Origin of the sequence: Gluconacetobacter entanii (assembly GCF_013155425.1) — a bacterium.
Lineage (GTDB): Bacteria > Pseudomonadota > Alphaproteobacteria > Acetobacterales > Acetobacteraceae > Novacetimonas > Novacetimonas entanii.
Map to the genome: position 1 here is coordinate 93,956 of NZ_JABJWD010000011.1, position 15,599 is coordinate 109,554.

Below are 15,599 nucleotides of genomic sequence, written 5' to 3' on the forward strand. Positions count from 1 at the left end.
AAAAAGATAAGGTTTCTGGGTGTCGCCTTTTTCCAGAAAGGCGACGTTCCCTGAAGCTTTTTGAAAAAAGCTTCACCAAAAACTTCTTTGAATTTTCAGGGTTCTTCTGGATGCGTGCATCCATTGCGGGTGAAGGAAAAGGCACCATCGCGCCCTTTCCTTGCGTGGGGTCACTTCACCGCTTCGGCAACCTTCTGCCCGACATCCACCGGCGCATTGATGCGCATCAGCTTCGACAGCGCCGTGACCATCTGGTCCATCATCTCGTCCGTATGGAACGGCCCCGGCGTCAGGCGCAGGCGCTCCGTCCCGCGCGGCACGGTGGGATAGTTGATCGGCGTGGCATACAGCCCGTATTCATTGAGCAGCCGGTCACTGAGGTCGCGGCAGCGCTGCGCATCGCCCACCGGGATGGGCACGATATGGCTGGGCGTCATGGTGAACGGGATCCCCGCCTTGCGCAGGCGCGCGCGGAAGGCATTGACGCGCTCGAACATCTTTTCACGACGCCATGCATCCTTGCGCACCTGCCGCACGCTCGTCAGGGCGGCGGCAACCACGGCCGGCGGCAGCGCGGTGGTGAAGATGAAGCCCGACGCGGCAAGGCGCAGATATTCCACGATCTCGCTCGACGCGGTGATGTATCCGCCATGGACGCCAAACCCCTTGGCCAGCGTGCCTTCGATGATGTCCACCTGGTCCGCCACGCCGTCGCGTTCGGAAATGCCACCGCCCTGCGCGCCGTACAGGCCCACCGCATGCACTTCGTCCAGATAGGTGATGGCGTTGTATTTCCGCGCCAGCGCGCATGTCCCGGCGATGTCGGAAATGTCGCCGTCCATGGAATACACGCTTTCGAACGCGATCAGCTTTGGCGCGTCAGGCGGGGCGGCCGCCAGCTTGGCTTCGAGGTCCTCGAGGTCGTTATGTTCGTAAATGACCGTGGTGGAACCACGCGCGCCCTTGATGCCCGCGATCATGGAGGCATGGTTCAGGCGATCGGAAAAGCAGATCCAGCCCGGCATGCTGGTCAGGATGGTCTGCAGGCTCGCCTGGTTGGAGACATAGCCCGACACGAACAGCAGCCCTGCCTCCTTGCCATGCAGGTCCGCCAGTTCATGTTCGATCGCGGTGTGGTAGGGACTGGTGCCCGCGATGTTGCGCGTGCCGCCAGCACCCGCGCCATGTTCACGGATCGCGGTGATCGCCGCATCCATCACGACGGGTTCGACACCCATGCCCAGGTAATCGTTCGAGGACCATACCACGACCTCACGGTCATGGTCGCAGGCGGGGGTCGCAGGCGTGGCGGGGGCCTTTTCCTGCTCGTACACGGGGTAACGGTCCGCCTCCCGCGCGAGGGGGGTGAACTGGCGGTACCGGCCCTGCGTACGGATATCCGCCAGCGCGGTGCGGCAGAACCGGTAAAACGGATGGCCGTCCGGATGATTACTGGACACTGATCTTCCTTTCCATGCGAACCTCGTTCCATACCCGCACCGAACCGTCATTCCAGCGCCGGACGCGGCCCCGTCGCGCCATGGGCGACGATGTGCGGGCCGGGCGTCCCATGGCGTGGAACGGCAATGTCACGCCCCACAGGCAGGATTATTTCCCTATCCGTCCAGTCTTATAAGCCTTCTGCCGTCAGGTCACCATGCCACGGCCGTCGTGAAATTTAAAAAATCTCCACTTTTCGGGGCGTCCTAGCGGACATAGATGCGGATCGTGGGGGCATCAACGCCCGGATCCGTCATGCCTGTCATCTCCATCTGTGCAGGGTCGGCACCGTCATGGACGATCTCCGTGGCGACGTCCTGCGCATAGGTCGCGACGATACGTGACAGCAATGTGGCCTGCGCATCCGGGGACAGGGCATCGGGAATGGCGGCGACAATGGTGAACAGCACGTTGGGCTTGCGCGCCAGCGCTTCCGCCACGGCCTTCTTCAGGTCGGGCTGCCATTGGGACTGCGGCGTTCCGGCCCGGATTTCAAGCAGCGGCGGGACATGGCGGACCTCCACCGGCGGCGGGGGCGGGATGACCACCTGCGGCGGGTCGCCTGCATGGCGGTTGAACGTCTTTTGCCCGATCAGCGTACAGCCCCCGAGCCAGAACATGCTGGAGGCAAGGACAACACAGACGGGCAGCGCAAGGCGGCATGATACGGGCATGACCGCCAAGCGATACAGCATCCACGTCGCGGGGCAAGGGCCAAAAACGTCAGCCACGGCATCAGCCCCTGCCCCGCGCGCCCCGACAATCAAACGCCTGTGACCCTGCATCCCCTCAGGGGACTTGCGATCAGGAAGCATCATCCTGTAGTCGTGGGACATCACGTGATGCCCCGACACGGCAATATCCGGACATGGCAGACATGGCGCGATGCGGCATCCCGCCTGTGGCATATTCGCCCTGCCACCATGAACCAACAGGTGGATCAGGCCAGACGGCATGAAACAGCCCCCCATGACCGACGCTGGACACAGCGCCCCCCTGCCCCCGTCCCCGACGGCGGAGGATGGCGCGCCGCTGGACCAGACGGGACGGATCGCGGCCTCCATCCGGCAGATCATCCGCACCAAAGAACATGACAGCCACCATGTCATCCATGCCTGTGCGATGGCCGATGCCTGCGCGGTGCTGTGGAGCAGGTACCTGAGGTTCGACCCCGCCTGCCCCACATGGTTCGACCGTGACCGTTTCGTGGTGTCCTCCGTGCGATACCGCACGCTGGTCGATGCGCTGGTCACGCTGTCGGGACAGGCGGCCATCCGCATGGACGACACCCCCCACCCCGCCACGACCATGGGCTTCGGACCCAGCGGGCAGGGGCTGGGGGCGGCCATCGGCATGGCCATGGCGGAACAGCACATGGCCGCGCGTTTTGGCCGCACGCTCGTCAACCACCGCATCTGGGCCGTCAGTTGCTGGTCCGAACTGTCCACCGGCGTCGCGCTGGAGGCCGCGGTGCTGGCGGGGCAGATGGGGCTGGACCGCATCACGGTGCTGGTGGGCCTGTCGGAACATGAACGCACGCAGGCCGAGGCCGCCCTCCCCCGCTATGCCGCGTCGGGCTGGTCCGTGCGCAAGGTCGCGGCCGACCAGCCCGAACAGATCGCCGCCGCCCTTGCATCGTCCATGCGCACGCACCGTCCCTGCCTGATTGCATGCCTGTCCCCCGCGCCCGACCCGGAAACGGCGGAACCCTTTGTCGATGATCCCGGCCTGTGGGCGTCGGCAGCACGGCGCGGGGCCACCGCGCGGCGGTCATGGCTGCGCAGGCTGGCCAAGGACCGGCAGCGCGTCGATTTCGAACGCCTCATCTCCGGCGAGCGCCCGGCCCTGTGGCGCACCGACTGGCGGCGGTCATGGCAGGGCGCGGGACGCCACCGCATGTCCCACCCCGCCCTGCCGACCACCAGCTATGCCCGGCGCGGGCTTGATATCCTGCGCGAACTCCTGCCCGAGGTGCTGTGCCTGCGCTCCCGCCTCGGGCTGGCGTCGGGGGCGACGACGGGACATGGCCCCGCCGCCCTGCCGACACGCTGCGACACGCAGGTGCACGGCATGGCGGCGCTGCTGAACGGGATCGCGCTGCATGGCGGGTTCCTGCCCTGCGGGGCCGCGACCTTCGTCGCCGTGGACCGCATGCGTCCCGCCCTGCGCTTTGCTGCCATGATGAAACGCCAGGTCATCTATTTCCTGACAGATGGCGGCCTGTCACCGGAGGAGGACGGCCCGGCATGGCTGCCGGTGGAACAGCTTGCCAGCCTGCGCGCCATGCCCAATGTCGCGGTGTTCCGCCCCGCCACCCGGCGCGAGACGATGGAGTGCATGGAACTGGCCCTTGAACGCACCGACGGGCCAAGCCTGCTGACGCTGTGCCCGTTCATCCCGGCGGCCGACGTGGCGGCGGACACCACGCTGCCCAACGTCAACCCGCTGACGAACCTGTGCGCGCGCGGTGGCTATGTCGTCGCCGAATCCCCCATCGCGCCCCGGCAGGTCACGCTGATCGCCACGGGGCAGGAGGTCGCGACCGCGCGCATGGCGCAACTGCTGCTGTGTGAACAGGGGATCGGCGCGGCGCTGGTGTCGCTGCCATGCTGGGAACTGTTCGCGGCGCAAAAAATATCCTATCGTGAGCAGGTGCTGGGAACGGCACCCCGGATTGGCGTGGAGGCCGCATCCGGGTTCGGGTGGGAACGCTGGCTGGGACAGGAAGGGACATTCATCGGGATTGATGGTTTCGGCGAAAACGTCACCGCCGGCACGCGCCAGGGACGCAACGTGACCATACAGCCCGAACATATCGTCGCCCGCGCGCTGGAGGTGATCCGCGCCACGGGCAACGGCCCCGCCGGAAATACAGGCAACCGGCGGCATGATGACGGGGTTCTTCCTTTTTCGGACACGTCATCCCGAAGCGCTGCACTACAGAACTGACCTTGAACGGAGAATAAGAAATGGCTGTCAAAGTCGCGATCAACGGTTTCGGTCGCATAGGTCGCCTCGTCCTGCGCGGGATCATCGAAAGCGGACGCACCGACGTCGTCCCTGTCGCCATCAACGACCTCGGCAGTGTCGAGGCGAACGCCCACCTCCTGTCCTATGACAGCGTGCACGGCCGCTTCCCGGCCGAAGTCCGTGTCGAAGGCAACAGCATCATCATAAAGGCCAATGGCCGCACCTATGCCCCCATCCATGTCTCGGCCGAGGCGGACCCGACGAAGGTCCCGTTCGAAGGCGTGGACGTGGCCATGGAATGCACCGGCCGCTTCACCGACAAGGAAAGTGCGTCGCAGCTTATCAAGGCTGGCGCGCGCAAGGTCATCGTCTCCGCCCCCGCATCGGGCGTCGATGCGACGATCGTCTATGGCGTGAACCAGGACGTGCTGACGTCCGACATGACGGTCATTTCCAACGCATCGTGCACGACCAACTGCCTCGCCCCGGTGGCGAAGGTGCTGGATGATGCGTTCGGCATCGAATGTGGCTACATGGTCACCATCCATTCCTATACCGGCGACCAGCGCACGGTGGATACGCTGCACAAGGACCCGCGCCGCGCGCGTGGCGCGGCGCTGAACATGATCCCGACCTCCACCGGGGCGGCGCGGGCCGTGGGCCTCGTCCTGCCGCACCTGAAGGGACGCCTTGACGGGACCGCCATCCGCGTGCCGACGCCCAACGTCTCGCTCGTCTCGCTCGACTTCGTGCCCAAGCGTGCGCCCTCGTCCGTCGAAGAAGTGAACGAGGCGATGCGCAAGGCCGCATCCGAAGGCCCGCTCAAGGGGATCCTCGACTACAACACCGCCCCGCTGGTGAGTTCGGATTTCAACCATTCGGTTGCCTCCTCCACCTTTGACGCGACGCAGACGGCGGTGATCGACGGCGGCAAGCTTGTGCGCATCTGTAGCTGGTACGACAACGAATGGGGCTTCTCCAACCGTATGTCCGATACCGCCGCCCTGTTTGGCAGCCTGTGATGACGACCGTCGCATTCAAGACGCTGGATCAGCTTCAGCCCGCGGGCAAGAAGGTTCTTCTGCGCGCGGACCTGAACGTTCCGGTCAAGGGGGGGCAGATTACCGACGCCACCCGCCTGCTGCGCCTGCTGCCGACGATCCAGGAACTGGCGCAGAAGGGTGCGCGCGTCATCGTGGTCAGCCATTTCGACCGCCCCAAGGGGCAGCGCGTGCCTGAAATGTCGCTGGCCCCGATTGCCGATGCGCTGGGCGATGCGCTGGGCCGTCCCGTGACCTTTGCCGATGACTGCATCGGCCCCGTGGCGCAGAAGGCCGTCGATGCGATGCAGGACGGCGACGTGGTGGTTCTGGAAAACACCCGTTTCCACCCCGGCGAGGAAGCGAACGACCCCGAACTGGCCAAATCGCTGGCGTCGCTGGCGGATTTCTACGTCAATGACGCATTTTCCGCGGCCCACCGCGCCCATGCCTCCACCGAGGGCGTGGCCCGCCACCTGCCGTCCTTTGCCGGGCGCCTGATGGAGACGGAACTGAACGCGCTGAACATCGCGCTGGAAAACCCCGAACGCCCGGTCGGCGCAATCATTGGCGGGGCGAAGATCTCCACCAAGCTGGACCTGATCGGCAACCTGCTTGAAAAGGTGCAGGTGCTGATCATCGGTGGTGCGATGGCCAACACGTTCCTTGCCGCGCAGGGCGTGAAGGTCGGCCGTTCCCTGCAGGAAGGCGAGATGCACGACACCGCGCGCGCCATCCTGGCGAAGGCCAGGGAAAAGGGGTGCGAGGTGGTGCTGCCGGTCGATGCGGTGACGGCGACCGAGTTCAAGGCCAACGTGCCCACGCAGGTTGTCGCCATTGACGCCATCCCCGATGACGCGATGATCCTTGATGTCGGCCCGCAGACCGTGCGCAACCTGTGCGCAAAGATCGCCACGCTCAAGACACTGGTCTGGAACGGGCCGCTTGGCGCGTTCGAGATCCCGCCCTTTGACGCGGGCACGAACGCGGTGGCGCAGGAGGTCGGTCGCCTGACACAGGAAGGCAGGCTGAAAAGCATTGCCGGCGGGGGGGACACCGTCTCTGCCCTGCGTCATGCCGGCGTGACGAAGGAGATTTCCTACATCTCCACCGCGGGCGGCGCGTTCCTTGAATGGCTGGAGGGCAAGACCCTGCCGGGCATCATGGCGCTGGAATCCGTGTTCGAGCGCGCATTGCCGATCTGAGCGGCCGTTTCGTAACCGCCCGGATGGGTCTGGGGGATCATCCTTTGTGGGATGGTCCCCTTTTTTGTAGACGGAAAAGACTTCAAAAAATAAAAGTTTTTGGGTGCCGCCTTTTTCCAAAAAGGCGGCGTCTTTCGAAGCTTTTTGAAAAAAGCTTCACCAAAAACTTCTTTTACTTTTCTTCTGGTGGCGGCGCTTCTTCCTTCTTTTCCCCGCCTTCGGCCGGGGTGTCGCGGTCGATCACCTTGATGTCGTCACCCACCAGTCCCTGCGCAAACGCCTGTGCGGAGAACGGACGCAGGTCCTCCGCCTGTTCGCCCACGCCGACCATATGGACCGGCAGCCCGAATGCATCCGCCAGCGCCACGACAATGCCGCCACGCGCCGAACCATCCAGCTTTGTCACCACCAGTCCCGTGACATTCACCAGTTCCTTGAACACGCGCACCTGCTCCATCGCGTTCTGGCCCGTGGTGGCGTCCAGCACGAGGAAGACGGAATGGGGGGCGGTTTCATCGAACTTGCGCATCACGCGGATGATCTTCGCCAGTTCCTCCATCAGCGCGCCCTTGTTGTGCAGGCGCCCGGCGGTATCGACCAGCAGCAGGTCCGCACCCTCCGCCTTGCCCTTCTTCAGCGCTTCGAACGCAAGGCCTGCGGCATCGGCATTGGGGGGACCGGCAATGACCGGCGCGCCCACGCGTTCGCCCCAGACCTGCAACTGCTCCACCGCGGCGGCGCGGAACGTGTCGCCCGCGACCATCATCACCTTCTTGCCCTGCTCGCCATAATAGCGGGCCATCTTGCCGATCGTCGTGGTCTTGCCGGTGCCGTTGACGCCCACCACCAGCACGACATGCGGCTTGTGCGCGGGATCGGGTTCGAACGGGATGGCGACGGGTTCAAGGATCTTTGCGATTTCTTCCGCCAGCGCGCTGCGGACTTCCTCGTCCGTGACTTCCTTGCCGAATTTCGACGTGCGGAAGGAATCAATCACCTTCGCCGCGACATTCGGCCCGAGGTCAGCGGAAATCAACAGGTCCTCCAGATCCTCCAGCGCCTGGTCATCCAGCTTGCGCCGGGTGAAGACCGCGCTCAGCCCACCGCTGAGTTTCTGTGTGGAGCGCGACAGCCCCGCCTTGAGTCGTGAAAAGAAACCAAGAGCCATGTCAGGAAATTTCCGCCACCAGTCCGTTATCGTCAAAAGCCACGGGCCGCACCGTCTCGATCCGTCCCGCCTGCGACGGCGCCACACCATCCGCCAGCCGCACCGGGGCGAATTCCTCGGAATGCCCAGATGTCTGCGTCTCCATCAGCACCCGCAGCGGCCGCCCGAGCAGCCCCGCGTGATAGGTGCGCGCCGCCTGCGCCCCGGCCGCGCGCAGGCGTGCGGCACGTTCGCGTCGCTGCGCCATGGGGATGGCGGGCATCCTTGCTGCGGGCGTGCCAGGCCGTTCGCTGTAGGGGAAGACATGCAGGTAAGGCAGCGCCTGTCCCGCGATGAAGTCCAGCGTCTCGTTGAACAGCGCCTCGTCCTCGGTCGGGAAACCGGCGATCACGTCCGCGCCGATCCCGATATCGGGCCGCAATCCGCGCGCCCGCGCAATGACGGCGGCGACATCCGCCGTCAGGTGGCGACGCTTCATGCGCTTGAGGATCATGTCAGACCCCGCCTGCAGCGACAGGTGCAGGTACGGCATGAAACGCGGTTCCTGCGCCAGCAGTTGCCACAGATCGTCATCAATCTCCACCGGATCGACCGACGACAGGCGCAGCCGTTCGAGTTCGGGCACCAGGGCCAGCAGCCTGCGGCACAACTGCCCCAGCGAGGGCTGCCCCGGCAGGTCGCCCCCCCATGAGGTGATGTCCACGCCGGTCATCACCACCTCCCGGTAGCCTGAGGCGACGAGCGCACGCACCTGCTCCACCACCGCGCCGACGGGGACGGAGCGCGACGGCCCGCGCCCGAAGGGAATGATGCAGAAGGTGCAGCGATGGTCGCACCCCTGCTGCACCTCCACAAAGGCGCGGGTGCGGCCCGCGAATTCCGTCACCAGATGCGGCGCGCTTTCACGCGCGGCCATGATGTCGGACACGGCGTTGCCCTGCGACAGCGCGGCCTCGCTCCAGCTTTCGGCGGATAGTTTTTCCCGGTTGCCCAGCACCCGCGTCACACCGGGCAGCGCGGCCCAGCGTTCGGGGTCGATCTGGGCCGCGCATCCCGTCACGACGATGCGCGCGTCGGGACGGTCGCGATGGGCGCGGCGCACCGCCTGACGCGCCTGGCGCTCGGCCTCCGCCGTCACCGCGCAGGTATTGACGATCACGACATTGTCCAGACCGGCCGCATGGGTGCGCATCACCTCGCTTTCATAGGTGTTGAGTCGGCAGCCGAATGTCAGGATTTCAGGCTTTTTCATCGGGGATAGGTATCCAGCACAACAGAGCCTTCGAAACTCAGCGTGGCGGGGCCGCGCATCAGGACATGGCCGTCGCTTTCGCGCCATTTCACCGACAGCACGCCGCCATCCATTTCCACCCTGCAGGTGCGCTCAAGCAGGCCGCGCCGCACGCCATTGACCACGGCGGCACACGCCCCGGACCCGCACGCCAGCGTCAGGCCCGCGCCGCGTTCCCACACCCGCAGGCGCATGTCGTCGCGCGCGCGTACCTGCGCAAAGCCGATATTGGCGCGTTCGGGGAACAGCGGGTCATGTTCCATCACCGGCCCCTGCTGGCGCGGGTCGGTCGCATCATCGGCCTCAAGGAAGACGGTGGCATGCGGGTTGCCCATCGACGCCGCCGCCGGGTCCCCCCATAGCGGCAGGTGCAGGGTATCGACCTCCCGCGCCAGTGGAATGTCACGCCAGCCCAGTGCGGGCGGTCCCATATCGACCCTGACCGTACCATCCGGGGCGATTTCACTTTTCAGCAGTCCGGCGCGGGTCTGCAGCACGGGGGACGTGATGCCCCGTTCGCGCCCGATCAGCGACGCGACACAGCGCGAGGCATTGCCACATGCCCCGGATTCGCTGCCATCGGCGTTGAAGAAACGCACGAACACGTCCGCGCCCTCGCGGCAGGCGGGGCGCAGCACCACGAACTGGTCACAGCCGATCCCGCGCTGACGGTCCGACAGGGCGGCGATGCGCGCGGGCGTCAGGTCAAGGCGGGCGGCGCGTTCGTCCATGACGACGAAATCGTTCCCCAGGCCATGCATCTTGTAAAAGCTGGTCTTCATCCGAACCCTATATACGCCAACATCATCCCCGTCGCGACCATGCCCGCCACCTGCGGCGAGTCGCCCGCCGACGCGTTTTTACAGGAAACGCCCCGGCGCGCCACGCTGCAGCACCTCGATCCGGTAACCATCGGGGTCGGTGATGAAGAAAAACCGCCCCACGAACCGCTCCCCGCACGACATATCCTTGACCGGCAGCGGCGACAGGCCGGCGGCGGACAGGCGCGCATGTTCGGCGTCCACATCCGCGACCGAAACGGCAAGGTGGCCATACCCGTCGCCAAGGTCATACGGGCGGTCGCGGTCGTGGTTGACCGTCAGTTCGAGTTCGAACGTCTGCTCCGCATTCGCAAGGTAGATCAGCGTGAACGTCTCGAACACAAGCCGGTCCACCGGCCTGAGGCCGAATGCGAGGTCATAGAACGCCATGGAGGCATCCGCGTCACGCACACGGATCATGGAATGGATCATTCTGGCCATGTCTGCGCTTTCTCCCTTGATGCAATCTGTCGTAAATGGCGGCAACCGGCGGCATTCTCAACATGCCGTGGCGTCTTTTCGCGCACGGCGAAACGTGCAGGCGACCGGCCGTTTCGTCCAACCCCGTCGCATCTGGCATATTCATGAACGATCTGCACGGCTTTCATCCCGGCGCCTTCCTCAGCGCATCGCACGACTCCGACACCGCCTTCTGGTCCACCCGTCCCTCCGGCCCGATGCTGGATGCCGGGGCCTGCACGGCGGTCACGGCGCTGTACCGCACCATGCTGCCCGAAGGCGGGCGTATCCTTGACCTGATGGCCGGAAGCGACAGCCACCTGCCTGACAACGTCGCATTTGACGCCGTGATCGGCATCGGGGTGGACGCCCCGGCGCTTGAATCCAACGACCGCCTGACGCAGCGCATCGTCCAGGACCTCAATGACACGCCCGAACTGCCGCTGGCCGATGAATCGCTTGACGCCGTATGCCTGTGCGATGTCGTGCCCTACCTGCGGCACCCTGTCGCGCTGTTTCGCGAAATCGCGCGCGTCCTGCAACCCGGCGGACTGGTCCTTGTTACATATGGAAACAGTTTTGTTCCACAAAAAGCCGTCGCATTATGGCAGGCACTCGAAAGCGATGAACGCCAGCGCCTTGTGCGTATCCTCATGCAGCGCGCGGGCTTCGCCCATACCGATACCGGCAGCGTGACGCCGCCCCCCAACGATGCCGTCTGGCATGACACGGTTTATGGCGTCACCGCGCGGCGTGATGGCAGTGTGACATGAAAAAAGCGCCCCGAACCGCGTATCCGATATTACAGAAGGTAAAAATATCCTTCTTAAAAGAAATTATCATTTACGCCGAAGCCGGGAAATGTTTTGACACACAGTAGTCTTGACCCGTAGTCCGAGGCCCACTGGTAATATATGCCGAATCTTTTCCCCCGCCGTGCCGGCTGGCTCAGCCTGTCGGCCGCCCTGCTGCTGTGTTCCTTCATGGTGCCTGCCTCGGCCGGCTGGGCCGATGATGATCCGGAATCGCTCGATATCATGGAGCGGCAGATGGAACATCTCCAGCAACAGCAGATGGAACTGCAGCGCAGCCTGCAGGCCATGCGCCAGCAGATCGCGCAGCACCGCGCCCATACCGGAACCGGCACGGGTTCGGGCATGGGGGGACATTCCCTGCAGGTTTCAGGCAGCGCAGGCCATGTGCGTGGTGGCTGGACCCCGCAGGAAGGGCGCCTTACGGCCACGGGCGAACGCACGCCACCGGGCATGGGGAGCCCGCATATCGGGGGACATTCGGACAATCCGAACGGGTCGTTCATCGACACGCCGACATTCGAATCCGTCGTCGCCCATCGTGACGAGGACCTGATTTCGCACATGGCGAACAACAATGTCGGCCCGCACACGCGTGAAACCGTGGGCGCGCAGTCCGCCGGCGCACTGGGCAGCAAGGTGTTCCATGCCGGGTCCGTGTCGATCATCCTTGGTGGATTCTTCGACGCCGCCGCGGTGGAGGAAAACCGCCATGTCGCCTCGGGCATCTTCAATTCGTGGGCGAACATCCCCTTCCGCAACAGCTCGAACTTCCACACCGACAACTTTACCGGGGACGCGCGCTATACCCGCTTCTCCCTGATGGCGCGCGCGCCGCTGGGCACGCACATGACGGTTGCGGGGTTTGTCGAAAGCGATTTCGGCGCAAGTGCGGAGACGACCAACCCGTATGAAAGCAATTCCTATGTCCCGCGCCTGCGCCAGGCTTACCTGACGCTTGATGATTCCAAGACCAACTGGCACTTCCTGATCGGGCAGGCCTGGACGATGCTGACCCCGGATCGCGTCGGCATCATCCCGCGCCAGGAAAGCCTGCCGGAAACCATCGAATCCTCCATCCTTGCCGGGCAGACATGGGCGCGGCAGTGGCAGGTGCGCCTCGTCAAGGACTTCCTGGAGCATCGCCTGTGGGCGGGCCTGTCGATCGAAAACCCGGCCACGATCTATGACACCACCGGCTTTTCCGCCTATAGCGACAATGGCGAATATGCCCTGCCCGGCAGCGGCAACTATGTCAAGGTGGGATCGAACGGCGTGGGCCTGACGGGATCGAGCACGAACTACTCCAACGAGATCGCGCCCGACATCATCGCAAAGGTCGCGGGCGACCCGTCATGGGGCCATTATGAAATGGAAGGCATCCTGCATTTCCCGCATGACCGTTCGGTCATCGGGGGTGAGGGCGTGAACCACACCGCCATCGCATGGGGCGGTGGCGGATCCATGATCGTGCCGATCCTCCCGCATCACCTCGAAGTGCGCCTTGCCGGACTGGCGGGCAAGGGGATCGGGCGCTATGGCTCGGTCCTGCTGCCTGACGCCACGCTGAAGGAGAATGGCGCGCCCGACCTGCTGAGCAGCGCGCAGGCCACGGCGGGCATCATCGCCCATCCCAACCGCCTGTTCGACGTCTATGGCTATTTCGGGATGCAGCGTTCGGGACGTGGATATTTCGATTCCGATGGCACTGCCTATGGCTATGGCAACCCGATGTCCGACAACAGCGGATGCTGGACCGAAGGGTCGTCGGCCTGCACCGCAAGCATCAAGTCGGTGGAGGAATTCACGATCGGCGCATGGTACCGCTTCATCAAGGGCAAGTACGGCACGGTGCAGGCCGGAACGCAGCTTGCCTACTCGCGTGTGCATGCGTGGGGGGGCACCGGTGGCGCGCCAAGCACGAGCATGAGCGAGATCTTCTTCGACTTCCGCTACCTGCCGTTCCAGTAATCCCCCATCCACGCCACAACAGCCATGACGCCAACGCCTTGCGCCCGCCGGAAAAAAGGGGGATGTTGCCCCAACCTGTCGGGACAAGGCGAAAGGGTGCCACGCAGATGCCGGTAAAGCAGCGATACTGGAAGATTGCCGGATGCGTGGCCGTGGGGCTTCTGCCGGTCCTCCTGTCCTCCATTCCCGCCATGGCGCAGGAGGACGAGGACGACGCCGAATTCAAGCGCCACCAGTCCATGCACCAGCTTTCGCGCCATCCGCCGCTGCCGCGCCTGCACATGGATTACAGCCAGTACCGCTTCATTCCCCCCGGCGACAAGGTGAAGGAACAGCCCGACGTCAACCGGCTGCTGTTCTGGACCCAGCACGGCACGCCCGATGGCTATGCCGAACGTCATGGCGGGGCCATCGTCTATTACGACAGCACGGGCAAGGCGATCCGCGTCGATAATGTCCCGGCCACGCCCAATCGCTGAGGGGCGATCTGAAATAACCCATTGATAAAGAATAAAAGTTTTTGGGTGTCGCCTTTCATCAAAAAGGCGGCGTCTTTCGGAGCCTTTTCGTAAAAAAGCTTCACCAGAAACTTTCACCAGTGCGTTTTTAAATACGCTCACCGGTCCCGCGCGCATACAGACGCGCAATCCCTTCGGCATCCAGCACCTGTACCGCAGGGCCGTCGCGCATCACCCGTCCATGGCGCAGCAGCACGGCATGGTCGTACGCCACCGCAGCACGCAGCGGATCGTGCGTTGTTGCAACAATGGCATACCCATCTTCGGCAAGTTCACGCAGCAACGCATACAGCCGCTGCTGCTGCCCGTAATCAAGGCCGGTTTCAGGCTCGTCCAGCACCAGGATCCGCCCCCCCTGCGCCAGCGCGCGCGCAATCAGCACGGCCTGACGCTCCCCGCCCGACAGGTCGGTATAGGGACGCGCGGCAAGGTGGGAGATCGACAGCCGCGCCAGCGCATCGTCCACGATGGCCGCCTCCGCCGCGTCGATCCCGCGGGCAAACGGCGTATAGGACACCCGCCCCAGCGCCACCACATCACGCACGGCATAGGGGAACAGCGACATGTGCCCCTGCGGGACATAGGCGATGCGGTGCGCGATCTCCCGCCGCCGCCAGTGCGACAGGTCCCGCCCGTCCAGCAGCACCTGCCCCGCCTCTGGCCGCAGCAGGCCCAGCAGCACGCGCAGGAGCGTGCTTTTCCCCGCCCCGTTCGGTCCCAGCAATCCGGTCATCCGCCCCGCCACCACCGACAGCGACACGTCATCAAGCACGCACCGCCCGTTGCGGCGCAGCCCGACCTGACGCACCTCCAGCACCGGATCGCTCACAACCGCCATCCCCGTTTCAGCAGCCGCAGGACCGAGAGGAAGACCACAACGCCCAGCAGGTCCGTCAGCAGCCCGACGGGGATTTCCTCCACCGACAGGCAGCGCGCAAGGTCGTCACATACCAGCAGGAAGATCGCGCCCAGACCCGCGCTCAGCGGCACGACACGCGCATTGCATGGCCCCGCCAGCAGGCGCGCCACATGCGGGATGATCAGCCCGACCCAGCCGATCATCCCCACGGCGGAAACCGTCAGCGCCGAAAGCGCGGTGGCGATGCCGATCGTGCCGTAACGCAGCGCCGTGACCGGCACGCCAAGGGTCCGGGCCTCATCATCGCCCATCGCCAGCGCATCGAGCATCCGCCCGCAGGCCGACAGCACCACGATGCCCAGCAGCACCGGGACCGCCATGATTTCCAGCCGCAGCACATCGACCTGCGTCAGGCTGCCCAGCAGCCAGAACACGATGTCGGGCAACTGCTGCTGCGGGTCGGCGACATATTTCAGCATGGACATCAGCGCGGTGAACAGCGCCGAACTGATCAGTCCACCGAACACCAGCATCAGGACGGAGGCCGCATCGAACATGCGCGCCACCCCCACCCCGAACGAGACGGCCAGTATCCCGCCCGCGAATGACAGCGCCTGCACCCCCGTCGTGCCCATGCCACCGACAATGCCCAGCGCCGCGCCAAACCCCGCCCCCGCCAGCACGCCCAGCAGGCCGGGGGACACGAGCGGATTGCGAAAGACCGCCTGATAGGTCGCGCCCGATACCGACAGTGCGGCGCCGACGCACACCGCCGCCCCGATCCGCGGCAGGCGTGCGCCCGTCAGGATCGCGTGCACCATGTCATATTGCGCCGACGGCAGCGCATGTCCGCCCATGGCGGTCACGATGAAGCGTGCGATCACGCCCGGCGCAATGGCATACCGCCCGAGGCAGGCGGACATCAGGACACACAGCACCAACCCGCCGGAGACCACCCACCCGGCATGCCGCCCCATCGCACGCA

14 protein-coding genes are annotated in these 15,599 nt (G+C 64.9%); 6 read left to right on the forward strand and 8 right to left on the reverse strand.

Features of this window, described 5'->3' with window-relative positions; all coding sequences use genetic code 11:
• Positions 1 to 170: 170 nt before the first annotated feature.
• Positions 171 to 1,460, reverse strand: a complete 1,290-nt coding sequence (hemA, locus tag HNH97_RS03320) for a 5-aminolevulinate synthase (RefSeq protein ID WP_171789851.1) — start codon at positions 1,458 to 1,460, stop codon at positions 171 to 173.
• A 246-nt stretch (positions 1,461 to 1,706) separates the two neighbouring features.
• Positions 1,707 to 2,174: a hypothetical protein gene (locus HNH97_RS03325; protein WP_244949282.1), complete on the reverse strand. Its 468-nt coding sequence runs from the start codon at positions 2,172 to 2,174 to the stop codon at positions 1,707 to 1,709.
• A gap of 295 nt (positions 2,175 to 2,469) precedes the next feature.
• Between HNH97_RS03325 and HNH97_RS03330 the strand changes: the two genes are divergently transcribed.
• Genes HNH97_RS03330 through HNH97_RS03340 form a run of 3 tightly spaced genes read left to right on the forward strand, consistent with a single transcriptional unit; the run spans position 2,470 to position 6,715 of the window.
• On the forward strand, positions 2,470 to 4,449 hold the full coding sequence (locus tag HNH97_RS03330) for a transketolase-like TK C-terminal-containing protein (protein WP_244182107.1): 1,980 nt from the start codon (positions 2,470 to 2,472) through the stop codon (positions 4,447 to 4,449).
• A gap of 20 nt (positions 4,450 to 4,469) precedes the next feature.
• Complete coding sequence (gene gap, locus HNH97_RS03335) at positions 4,470 to 5,492, forward strand: type I glyceraldehyde-3-phosphate dehydrogenase (protein ID WP_110912316.1); 1,023 nt, start codon at positions 4,470 to 4,472, stop codon at positions 5,490 to 5,492.
• Positions 5,492 to 6,715, forward strand: coding sequence for a phosphoglycerate kinase (locus HNH97_RS03340; protein WP_171789853.1), 1,224 nt, complete (start codon positions 5,492 to 5,494; stop codon positions 6,713 to 6,715). The genes gap and HNH97_RS03340 overlap by 1 nt, the downstream gene beginning before the upstream one ends.
• 172 nt (positions 6,716 to 6,887) lie before the next feature.
• Here the strand turns inward: HNH97_RS03340 and ftsY are convergent, their stop codons facing one another.
• The 4 genes from ftsY to HNH97_RS03360 all read right to left on the reverse strand — a co-directional run bounded on the left by ftsY (position 6,888) and on the right by HNH97_RS03360 (position 10,436).
• The gene (gene ftsY, locus HNH97_RS03345; protein WP_171789854.1) at positions 6,888 to 7,883 is read right to left on the reverse strand and encodes a signal recognition particle-docking protein FtsY; all 996 of its coding nucleotides are present in this window, start codon (positions 7,881 to 7,883) and stop codon (positions 6,888 to 6,890) included.
• 1 nt (position 7,884) lies between these two features.
• On the reverse strand, positions 7,885 to 9,135 hold the full coding sequence (gene mtaB / locus HNH97_RS03350; RefSeq protein WP_110912313.1) for a tRNA (N(6)-L-threonylcarbamoyladenosine(37)-C(2))-methylthiotransferase MtaB: 1,251 nt from the start codon (positions 9,133 to 9,135) through the stop codon (positions 7,885 to 7,887).
• Positions 9,132 to 9,956: a diaminopimelate epimerase gene (gene dapF, locus HNH97_RS03355; RefSeq protein WP_171789855.1), complete on the reverse strand. Its 825-nt coding sequence runs from the start codon at positions 9,954 to 9,956 to the stop codon at positions 9,132 to 9,134. Before dapF ends, mtaB begins: the two co-directional genes overlap by 4 nt.
• 78 nt (positions 9,957 to 10,034) lie before the next feature.
• The gene (locus HNH97_RS03360) at positions 10,035 to 10,436 is read right to left on the reverse strand and encodes a VOC family protein (RefSeq protein WP_110912311.1); all 402 of its coding nucleotides are present in this window, start codon (positions 10,434 to 10,436) and stop codon (positions 10,035 to 10,037) included.
• A 143-nt stretch (positions 10,437 to 10,579) separates the two neighbouring features.
• Between HNH97_RS03360 and HNH97_RS03365 the strand changes: the two genes are divergently transcribed.
• The 3 genes from HNH97_RS03365 (at position 10,580) to HNH97_RS03375 (ending at position 13,716) form a co-directional block, all read left to right on the forward strand.
• On the forward strand, positions 10,580 to 11,227 hold the full coding sequence (locus HNH97_RS03365; RefSeq protein WP_110912393.1) for a class I SAM-dependent methyltransferase: 648 nt from the start codon (positions 10,580 to 10,582) through the stop codon (positions 11,225 to 11,227).
• Positions 11,228 to 11,368: 141 nt separating this feature from the next.
• Positions 11,369 to 13,237 carry a hypothetical protein gene (locus HNH97_RS03370; RefSeq protein WP_171789856.1) on the forward strand — a complete coding sequence of 623 codons (1,869 nt, stop codon included), beginning with the start codon at positions 11,369 to 11,371 and terminating at the stop codon, positions 13,235 to 13,237.
• Positions 13,238 to 13,344: 107 nt separating this feature from the next.
• Complete coding sequence (locus tag HNH97_RS03375) at positions 13,345 to 13,716, forward strand: hypothetical protein (protein ID WP_227744582.1); 372 nt, start codon at positions 13,345 to 13,347, stop codon at positions 13,714 to 13,716.
• A gap of 127 nt (positions 13,717 to 13,843) precedes the next feature.
• Here the strand turns inward: HNH97_RS03375 and HNH97_RS03380 are convergent, their stop codons facing one another.
• Positions 13,844 to 14,593 (reverse strand): ABC transporter ATP-binding protein, encoded by a 750-nt coding sequence (locus HNH97_RS03380; RefSeq protein WP_171789857.1) that lies wholly within the window; start codon positions 14,591 to 14,593, stop codon positions 13,844 to 13,846.
• Positions 14,581 to 15,591, reverse strand: coding sequence for a FecCD family ABC transporter permease (locus HNH97_RS03385; protein ID WP_171789912.1), 1,011 nt, complete (start codon positions 15,589 to 15,591; stop codon positions 14,581 to 14,583). The genes HNH97_RS03380 and HNH97_RS03385 overlap by 13 nt, the downstream gene beginning before the upstream one ends.
• Positions 15,592 to 15,599 lie beyond the last annotated feature (8 nt).